Source organism: Streptomyces sp. NRRL B-24085 (assembly GCF_001282115.1).
GTDB lineage: Bacteria > Actinomycetota > Actinomycetes > Streptomycetales > Streptomycetaceae > Streptomyces.
Window position 1 is genome coordinate 1 of the sequence record NZ_LJBR01000268.1, and the last position, 8,150, is coordinate 8,150.

Sequence of the window (8,150 nt, forward strand, 5' to 3'; positions counted from 1 at the left end):
GCCCGGCCCCGACGGCCTGCCCGCGGAGCCCGTGCCGCCCCCGGCCGGGCAACTGCCGCCCCCGGACGACGGCTTCGAACCCTGGCCCGCCTACGCCGACCTCGCCCTCGGTGACCATCTGCTGCGCCGCGTCGCGCCCTTCGAACCGGACGCCGCCGTCAACCCCTCGGCCGACGGACTCGGCATCGAGTACAACCGGCCCCCGCGCATCGCCCCGCACCTCGACACCGAGTCGATCCGGATGCAGGGCCCGCCCGGTGAACGCCGCGGCAGGCCCTTCCCGTTCATGATGATGATGGCCCCGCTGGTCATGGGCCTGGTCATGATGAGCCTGTTCCGCACCTTCTACTTCGTCGTCTTCATCTTCTTCACACCGATGATGGCGGTCAGCAACTGGATCATGGGCCGCCGCTCGGGCCGCAAGGCACAGGAGGAGGCGCTCCGGCTGTACCGGCTGCGCCGGGCCGCCCTGGAGCTGGAGATGCGGGACGCCACCGTCGAGGAACGCGACCTGCGCAACGCGACCTTCCCCGACCCGGCCACCGTGCTGCTCACCGCCACCGGCCCCGGCAGCCTGCTCTGGCAGCGCCGCCGCCGTGACCCCGACCACCTCACCCTGCGGCTCGGCACGGTCACCCGCCCATCCCTCAAGCGCATCGACGACCAGGCCCGCGAGTCCAACCACCGCCATGTCCACTGGCGCCTGGCCGACGCGCCGTTCGGCGTCGAACTCGCCGACCTCGGCGTCGTCGGTCTCGCCGGGCCCGGCGACACCCCGCGCACGGTGGCCTGCTGGGCCGTCGCCCAGGCGGCCGTGCTGCACAGTCCGCGGGACCTGAGGATCGTCGTGCTGACCGGCGACGAACACGCGGACGCGTGGGGCTGGGTGCGCTGGCTGCCGCACCTCAGGCCCGGCCGCCCCGGGAGCGTCATCGCGCTCGGCAACGACCCCGAGTCCATCGCCCACCGCGTCAACGAACTCGTCGCCGACATCCAGGCCCGCGCCGGCGCCCAGGCCTCCTCCGCCCTCGGCCACACGCTGCTCAGCGAGCCCGACGTCCTGGTCGTCGTCGACGGCGCCAGGCGCCTCAGGGACGTTCCAGGCGTCATCCAACTCCTCACCCAGGGGCCGCGGGTGCGCATCTTCAGCCTGTGCGTGGACGAACGCGAGCGGCTGCTGCCCGAGGAGTGCACCGCCGTCGTCACGGCCGAGGGCAACCGGCTCACCGTACGCACCTCGGGTGCCCCCGCCGTCGAGGGCATCCGGGCCGACCTGGTGGACGCCGACTGGTGCGAGGAGGTCGCCCGGGCACTGGCCCCGATACGCGATGTGACCGTCGACAGCGAGTCCGGGCTGCCCACCGAGGTACGGCTGCTGCCACTGCTCGGCCAGGAGCCGCCCGACCCCGCCGCGCTGGCCGCGCAGTGGGCCCGCCGGCCGGCATCCACGGCGTTCGTGCTCGGCACCGGTTACGAGGGGACACTCCGCCTCGACCTGGTGCGGGACGGGCCGCACGGCCTCATCGGCGGAACCACCGGGTCCGGCAAGTCCGAGCTGCTGCAAACCATGATCGCCTCGCTGGCCGCGGCCAACCGGCCCGACGAACTGACCTTCGTCCTGGTCGACTACAAGGGCGGCAGCGCCTTCCGCGAGTGCGCCGAACTCCCGCACACCCTCGGTATGATCACCGACCTCGACGGCCATCTCGTCGAGCGCGCCCTGGCCTCCCTCGACGCGGAACTGCGCCGCCGCGAAAGAGTGCTGGCCGAGGTCGAGGCCAAGGATCATCCCGAGTACCGGGCGAAGCGGGCCCGCGACCCACAACTGCCGCCCTTGCCACGCCTGTTGCTCGTCATCGACGAGTTCGCCACCCTCGTGCGCGAACTCCCCGAGTTCGTACCAGGGTTGATCAGCCTCGCCCAGCGCGGGCGCTCGCTCGGTCTGCATCTCATCCTGGCCACCCAGCGGCCCGGCGGCTCGGTCAGCAACGAGATCCGCGCCAACACCAACCTGCGGATCGCACTGCGCGTCACGGACCGCGCCGAGAGCCAGGACATCATCAACGCACCTGACGCCGTCAGCATCTCGCCCGCCAACCCGGGACGGGCCCTGATCCGGCGCGGTTCCGGGGCGCCCACGCCCTTCCAGAGCGCCTGGGCCGGAGCGGAACGCGGTGGCCCGGGCTCCGCCGAACGGGGCGCGTCCGCCCGGCCGGTGCGCGGTGTCGAGCTGACCTGGGCCCGGCTCGGCCGCCCCGCCGACGTCAGTGCCCACGAGGAGGACGAGGCCGCCACGGCGGTGGTCCCGGGGGAGGAGCCCCTCACCGATCTGCGGGCCCTGGTCGACGCCATCGGCCGGGCCGCCGAGCTGCTCGACGACTACCAGCCGCAGCCCAGCCCCTGGCTGCCCGCGATGGCCGACAGCGTCGGCGTGGGGGAGCTGCCGCCGGTCCCGAAGACCCCGCCCGGCGCGCTCCCGCTCGTCCCGTACGCCCTGCTCGACATCCCGCAGCTCCAGGAACAGCGGCTCGGCACCATCGACTTCGCCACCTTCGGCCACCTCTACGTCATCGGCTCACCGCGCACCGGCCGCACCCAGGTCCTGCGCACCGTCGCGGGCGCCGCCGCCCTCGCGATCCCCAGCTCCGACCTGCACATCTACGGCATCGACGCGGCCGGCGGCGGGCTCGGCCCCCTGGAATCCCTGCCGCACTGCGGGGCTGTCGTCCCCCGCCACGACACCGAGCGGCTGGAGCGGCTCATCTCCCGCTTGAGCGGTGAGTTGACGGTACGTCAGCGCTTGCTCTCGCAGCACGACTGCGCCGGGCTCGACGAACTGCGCACCAAGCTCTCCAAGGACCGCCGCCCCGCCCGGATACTGCTGCTCATCGACGGCTGGGACGCGCTCAGCGCACTGCTCGACGACTACGACGGCGGACGCGTCTACACCGAGGTCGTCCGTCTGCTCCGGGAGGGCGCGGCCGCCGGCGTCCACGTCATCGCCACCTCCGAACGCCTGCTGCTGGGCGGCCGGCTCGCCGCCCACAACGACCAGCGGCTGCTGCTGCGGCAGGCCGACCCCAGTGACTACAACCTCGCCGGCATGAGCCGTCACAAGGTGCCCAAGCACATCCCCGCGGGCCGCGGCTGGCTCGCCCCCAGCGGCATCGAGGCCCAGATCGCGCTCCTCCCGGCCGAGGACGGCGCCGACCAGGGCGACGCGCTGCGCGAGATCGGACGCCGTACGACCGCACGGGACGCGGCGGTCCCCGGGGTCCGGCGGCCGTTCGGCATCGCGGAACTACCCGCGCTGATCGGCTTCCAGGAGGCCGTCGACCAGGTCCCCGAGGCGGACCGGCGCCCGCTGTACGCCCTCCTCGGCGTCGGCGGCGACACCGGGGCGCCCCTCGGCTACGACTTCGCGGCCGGCGGCGGCTCGTTCATGGTCGCGGGCCCGCCGCGCACCGGGCGCAGTACGACGCTCGCCTCCATGTGCGTCTCCCTGCTCCTCGGCGGCACCTCGCTGGTCGTGATCACACCCCGCGAGTCCCAGCTCCGCCAGCTCGCCGCGCACGACCTCGCGCAGGTCCTCACGGACCCCGACCCCTCAGCGGAGGCCGTCACCGAGGCCCTCGACGCGGTAGCGGGCAAGCCGACCGTGGTCGTCGTGGACGACGCCGACCTGCTCCTGAGCTGCAAGGCCGACAAGGTCCTGCGCCAGGTCGCCGCCGCCGGACGCGACCGCCGCCAGGGCCTGCTGCTGGCCGGGCTGCCCGAGTCGATGAGCTCCCTTGGCTGGGTCGGCATGGCCCGCCGCTCCCGTCGCGGCATCCTCCTGGGCCCCAAGAGCATCGCCGAGGGCGATCTCATCGGCGTCCGCATCGCGACGGAACAGGTCCGCACCCCGCTCCCCGCGGGCCGTGGCTGGACGGCGAGCGAGTCGGGTACGCCCATCATGGTCCAGGTGCCGCTGACGGTCCTGGGAGGATAGCCGGACACCGGAAAGAGGGGTGACGCGAGACCGCGTCACCCCTCCTCGCCGTAGGACGGCCCGGTCTAGCCCTCCTGCGCCGCCGTGACATCGTTCGCGATCGTCTGGTCCGACTCCGCGATCGCCTCGGCGATGTCGTTGAAACTGTCCGCATACGCCTTGATGTTGGCTGCGGACTCGTGCATCTGCTTGCTGAAGTTCTCGTACGCCGACTGGAGCGCCGGGCTCGCCTTCTCGAAGACCAGGCCGTCCTGGAGGAGGTTGCTGACCGTGGTCTCCAGGTTGGTCAACTCCGTGCTGATGTCGGTGAGTTTGGTGCCCATGTTCGTCGCGGTCCGGGCGATCTCGTCGTAGTCGAAGACGACGTCCTGGTTGCCGCTCAGGGTTGCTGCCATGCTGTGTGCCTCCTGCTGCCCGGGTGCTGCTCAGCCGTTGCTGTTGACCTTGTCGGCGATGTCCTGGTCCATGTCCTGGACGGACTGCATGATCTGGCGGAACTGCTCCGCGAAGCCCTTGATGCTGTCGGTGGCGTCCTTCAGGGACTGGGTGAACTTCTCGTACTGCGCCTGCAGCGCCGGACTGGCCTTGGTGAGGACCAGGGCGTTGTCCAGAAGCGTGTCGACCTCCGTCTTGGCCTCGTCCATGCGCGGGACCAGGGTCTCCTCGACGCTCGTGTCGAGGAGGTTGGAGACGCGTTCGATCTCGGAGTACGACAGGGAGATGTTGGCTGCCATGCGTGACTGACCTTTCTCATGGGTCCTGCGGGCCGGCCCGGCCGGGGACTACTCCTCGTCCTCCTCGGGTTCGGACCAGTCGTCGTACGGGCCGGGGCGTGTGGAGACGGTCGTGTTGCCGTCGGCGTCGGTGGTGGTCATGGTCCCGGAGCCGTCCTCGTCGATCACGACCTGCGTGGTGGTCTTCGAACCGTCCGCGTACGTGGTCTCCATCGTGTAGTCGCGCACGTCGAAGGAGTCGCCGTTCGGCGGCTCGATGACCTGCGGCGCGGAGTCGTAGGTGGTGACGGAGGTGTAGGACTGGCCGTCCGGGGTGGTGATGGTGGACGTCTCCTTCATCACGTTGTAGTCGTCGTCCAGCTCGACTGTGACGTCGACCTTGCCCTGTTCGTCCTCGTAGGTGTACGAGGTCGGCGGGTTGTCGGCGGGCTTGTCCGGGGGATCGCCGGGATCGGTGGGCGCGTCGTCGTCGTTGATCCACGTCTCGCACCAGCCTGGGGCGTCGTCGGCGTTGCAGACCGTGCCGATGTCCGCGTCCGGGTGTTCGGCGAAGTAGTCGGAGGCGCCGATGTCCTGGAGATAGGCGTCCCAGGCGTCCTTGTCGTTCTGCCAGGTGTCGTAGGCCTCCTTGTCGTTCTTCCACTCGTCCAGGCCGATGCTGCCGCTCATCAGTCCGGCGGCGGAGGAGAGCTGGGCGTCGGCGTTGAAGAAGGCGTCCGAGACCCCGCTGAAGGTGTCGGCGAGTTCGGTGAGCCCGTCCTTTGCCTGTTGCGTGCGTGAACTGGACCGTGTGTAGAAGAGGTTGAAGGCGTACGAGAGGTCGGAGGAGCCGAACAGTGCCTTGCGCTCGGAGCTGGTGGCCTCGCCGACCTCCTTGAACACTCCGGTCGCGCCACCGGAGTCGGCGGCGTCCGCGAGGTCGCGCATCTGTGCCTGCACGTTGTGCAGGGCGCCGTAGTCGATGGAGAAGTCGGGCACCGCGCCTCCCGCTCGGTCCTGTCCCGGGCGGCCCCGGGATCCCTTCTGGTCCCTCCACGCACCGGCAGCCCCGAAAGGTTCAACTTCCTCAACCGGAAATCCTGACGCGTCGGTTGAACCTTTTGACAGCCCCGAAGCGTGGACGGTGCGACAGGTCCCCGACCGAAGGAGCGTGTGAACCGATGGCCCGTCCCGCCGACTGGAGCGCGCTCGGCCTGGACAGCGACCCGACACCGGGCGACGCGGACCGGATCGACGCGCTGATCACCTCCCAGGACGACCTGGTCGAGCTGGCGGACACCATCGACTCGGGCCTGAACGACATCCTCGACACCACCGACGGGGCCTTCGTCGGCAAGACGGCCGACGCGCTGCGCGAGGTGATCGACGGCGATCTGCGGAACTACGTGTCCACCTTCCGGCAGGCACACGTGGACGTGCAGACCGCGCTGCGCACCTACGCCGGTGTGATGCGTGAGCAACAGCGTCGTGCGGACGCCACGTTGGAGGCGGCGGCCGCACTCGCGGAGGACGACGAGGCGGGCCGCGAGACCCACAGGTCCACCGCCGAGGACGCCAGGGACACGCTTCAGGACGCGGCGAGCACGGCCGCGTCGACGATCCGCGACGCGGCGGACAGCATCGCCTCGCCCATCGACGAGTGCGAGGAGATCTGGAAGGCGCTGGGCTGGCTGGCGCTGATCCTCGTCATCCCGGCGATGATCGTCGGCGGTCCGCTCGCCCTGTTCACCATCGCGCTCAACGTGGCTCTGCTGATCAAGACCGCGGTGGACTTCTCGCAGGGCAAGGCGAGCATCACCGACCTGGTGCTGTCGATCATCGGGATCATCGCGCCCACCACCAAGGGCATCAACCTCGCCAACGTCTGGAAGGGCCTGAAGGGTGCCGGGATCGACGCCTGGGCAGGGGGCAAGAACCTCTTCCTCGGCGGCCCCAACGCGCTCGGTCTCTTCGGCCGTCTCGGCCTCGGCGTCGACGACGCCTTCCGGGCCACCCACGTGTGGCTGAACAACGGGTTGAAGGGAATCGGCGGACTGCACGTCCCGAACCTGGCGTTCATGCCGGGCATCAAGGGCTTCACGATGACCGGAGGTTCCTTCGGCAGGGGTTTCGGCGTCATCCCCGCCTCCGCCGAGCTGACCGTGATCAACCTGACGGGCGCGAAGACGTTCTTCGGTCTGCGATCCGTGATCGGCGGTCTCAACGGCATCCGGGGCCTTGGCAGTTCACTCGGTTCCACCATGATCAACGGCGTACGTGGCCTGAACGGGCTGCGGTTCTTCCTGCCCGTGGCCGCGGACGAGCTGGGGCACGGCCTGGGCTTCGCGCTGAAGATCGGCGTCATCGACCGCGGCGTCTTCGGCCTGTACCGCTACGGTGCCTTCGCCGGCGGGCAGTTCCTCGGCGCGACGAGCAAGATCAGCGGCGGCGTCGCGGCCGGCCTCGACGTGCTGCGGCCCGGCGCGGGCCTCGGCTCCCTGCCCAGCATCAGCACCGGGCAGTTCACGCCGAACGTCACGAGCGGCGGCATGGCCTCGGGCCTCGGGAACATGTCGCCGACCTCGCTGTCCGGCTCGATCGGCACGATCAACCTCAGCGGCTTCAACGGCCTCGGCGGCAAGCTCACCGTCTCGGTGCCCGGCATCGACGCCCGCTTCGTCGACATCCCCTCGACGGGCGGGTTCGGCAGCGTCGGCCGGATCGACCTGCCGACGCTGGGCCCGGTGTCCTCGGTGACCGTGCCGGGGACGGGCGGTATCCACGTGCCGTCGATCAGCACGGGTGCCGGGGCGCTGGACGGCGGACCGGTCAACGTGCCGAGCCTGGGTTCCGTCGGAGCCGGCGGCGCGCGAATCTCCCCGCCCTCGGTGGGCGTCGGCCACCTCGACGGCCTGCCGTCGGTGTCGACACCGACGGTGGGGCACATCAACCTCCCGGCGACCGGACAGGTCGACGTCCCGTCCGTCGGGCAGGTGAACGTGCCGAGCCTGGGCTCGGTGTCGTCCGGCTCCCATGCCGTGCACGTCGACATGCCGAGCGTGGACGCGCGGATCACCGACATCCCGGCGGCGGGCACGATCGCCCGCGTCGACATGCCGTCGGCGGGGCGGCTGGACCTGCCGTCGGTGAACCTGTCGCGCTTCGACACACCGTCGGTGCACACCGGGCGTGTGGACCTGCCGTCCGTGAACATCGCCCGGGCCGACGTGCCGTCGGTCGACGTGCGCGGGGTGAGCGGTGCTGACGTCAACGTCGGCCGGGTGGAGGTGCCTTCGGTGGGGACGGGCGGGGCGAACGGCGCCGACCTGCACCTCACCCACGCCGACGTACCCTCCGGGGCGACCGCCGCGCACGTCGACGTACCGTCGGCCATCGCCGACACCCCCGCCGTGAACCTCGCCCACGTGGACGTCCCCGCCCTCGGC

5 protein-coding genes are annotated in these 8,150 nt (G+C 71.0%); 2 read left to right on the forward strand and 3 right to left on the reverse strand.

Annotated features, from left to right (window positions below; genetic code table 11):
• Positions 1 to 3,991 (forward strand): FtsK/SpoIIIE domain-containing protein (locus AOJ26_RS27400; protein WP_053851032.1); only part of this gene is annotated, 3,991 nt, incomplete at its 5' end.
• Between the two features lie 65 nt (positions 3,992 to 4,056).
• Here the strand turns inward: AOJ26_RS27400 and AOJ26_RS27405 are convergent.
• From AOJ26_RS27405 to AOJ26_RS27415, 3 genes are read right to left on the reverse strand one after another with little or no spacing between them, the layout of a single operon-like run.
• Positions 4,057 to 4,386 carry a hypothetical protein gene (locus AOJ26_RS27405; protein ID WP_053851033.1) on the reverse strand — a complete coding sequence of 110 codons (330 nt, stop codon included), beginning with the start codon at positions 4,384 to 4,386 and terminating at the stop codon, positions 4,057 to 4,059.
• Positions 4,387 to 4,416: 30 nt separating this feature from the next.
• On the reverse strand, positions 4,417 to 4,725 hold the full coding sequence (locus tag AOJ26_RS27410) for a hypothetical protein (protein WP_053851034.1): 309 nt from the start codon (positions 4,723 to 4,725) through the stop codon (positions 4,417 to 4,419).
• 48 nt (positions 4,726 to 4,773) lie between these two features.
• Entirely contained in the window at positions 4,774 to 5,703 is a 930-nt protein-coding gene (locus AOJ26_RS27415) for a hypothetical protein (RefSeq protein WP_053851035.1), read from the reverse strand.
• A gap of 182 nt (positions 5,704 to 5,885) precedes the next feature.
• Here AOJ26_RS27415 and AOJ26_RS27420 point away from each other — a divergent pair.
• Positions 5,886 to 8,150, forward strand: a 2,265-nt coding sequence (locus AOJ26_RS27420; RefSeq protein WP_159044404.1) for a hypothetical protein, incomplete at its 3' end; no start/stop codon positions are given.

Coding starts and splice junctions, on each gene's coding strand:
- AOJ26_RS27410 (WP_053851034.1), bottom strand. CDS start 4,725: ATGGCAGCCAACATCTCCCTGTCGTACTCCGAGATCGAACGCGTCTCC.
- AOJ26_RS27405 (WP_053851033.1), bottom strand. CDS start 4,386: ATGGCAGCAACCCTGAGCGGCAACCAGGACGTCGTCTTCGACTACGAC.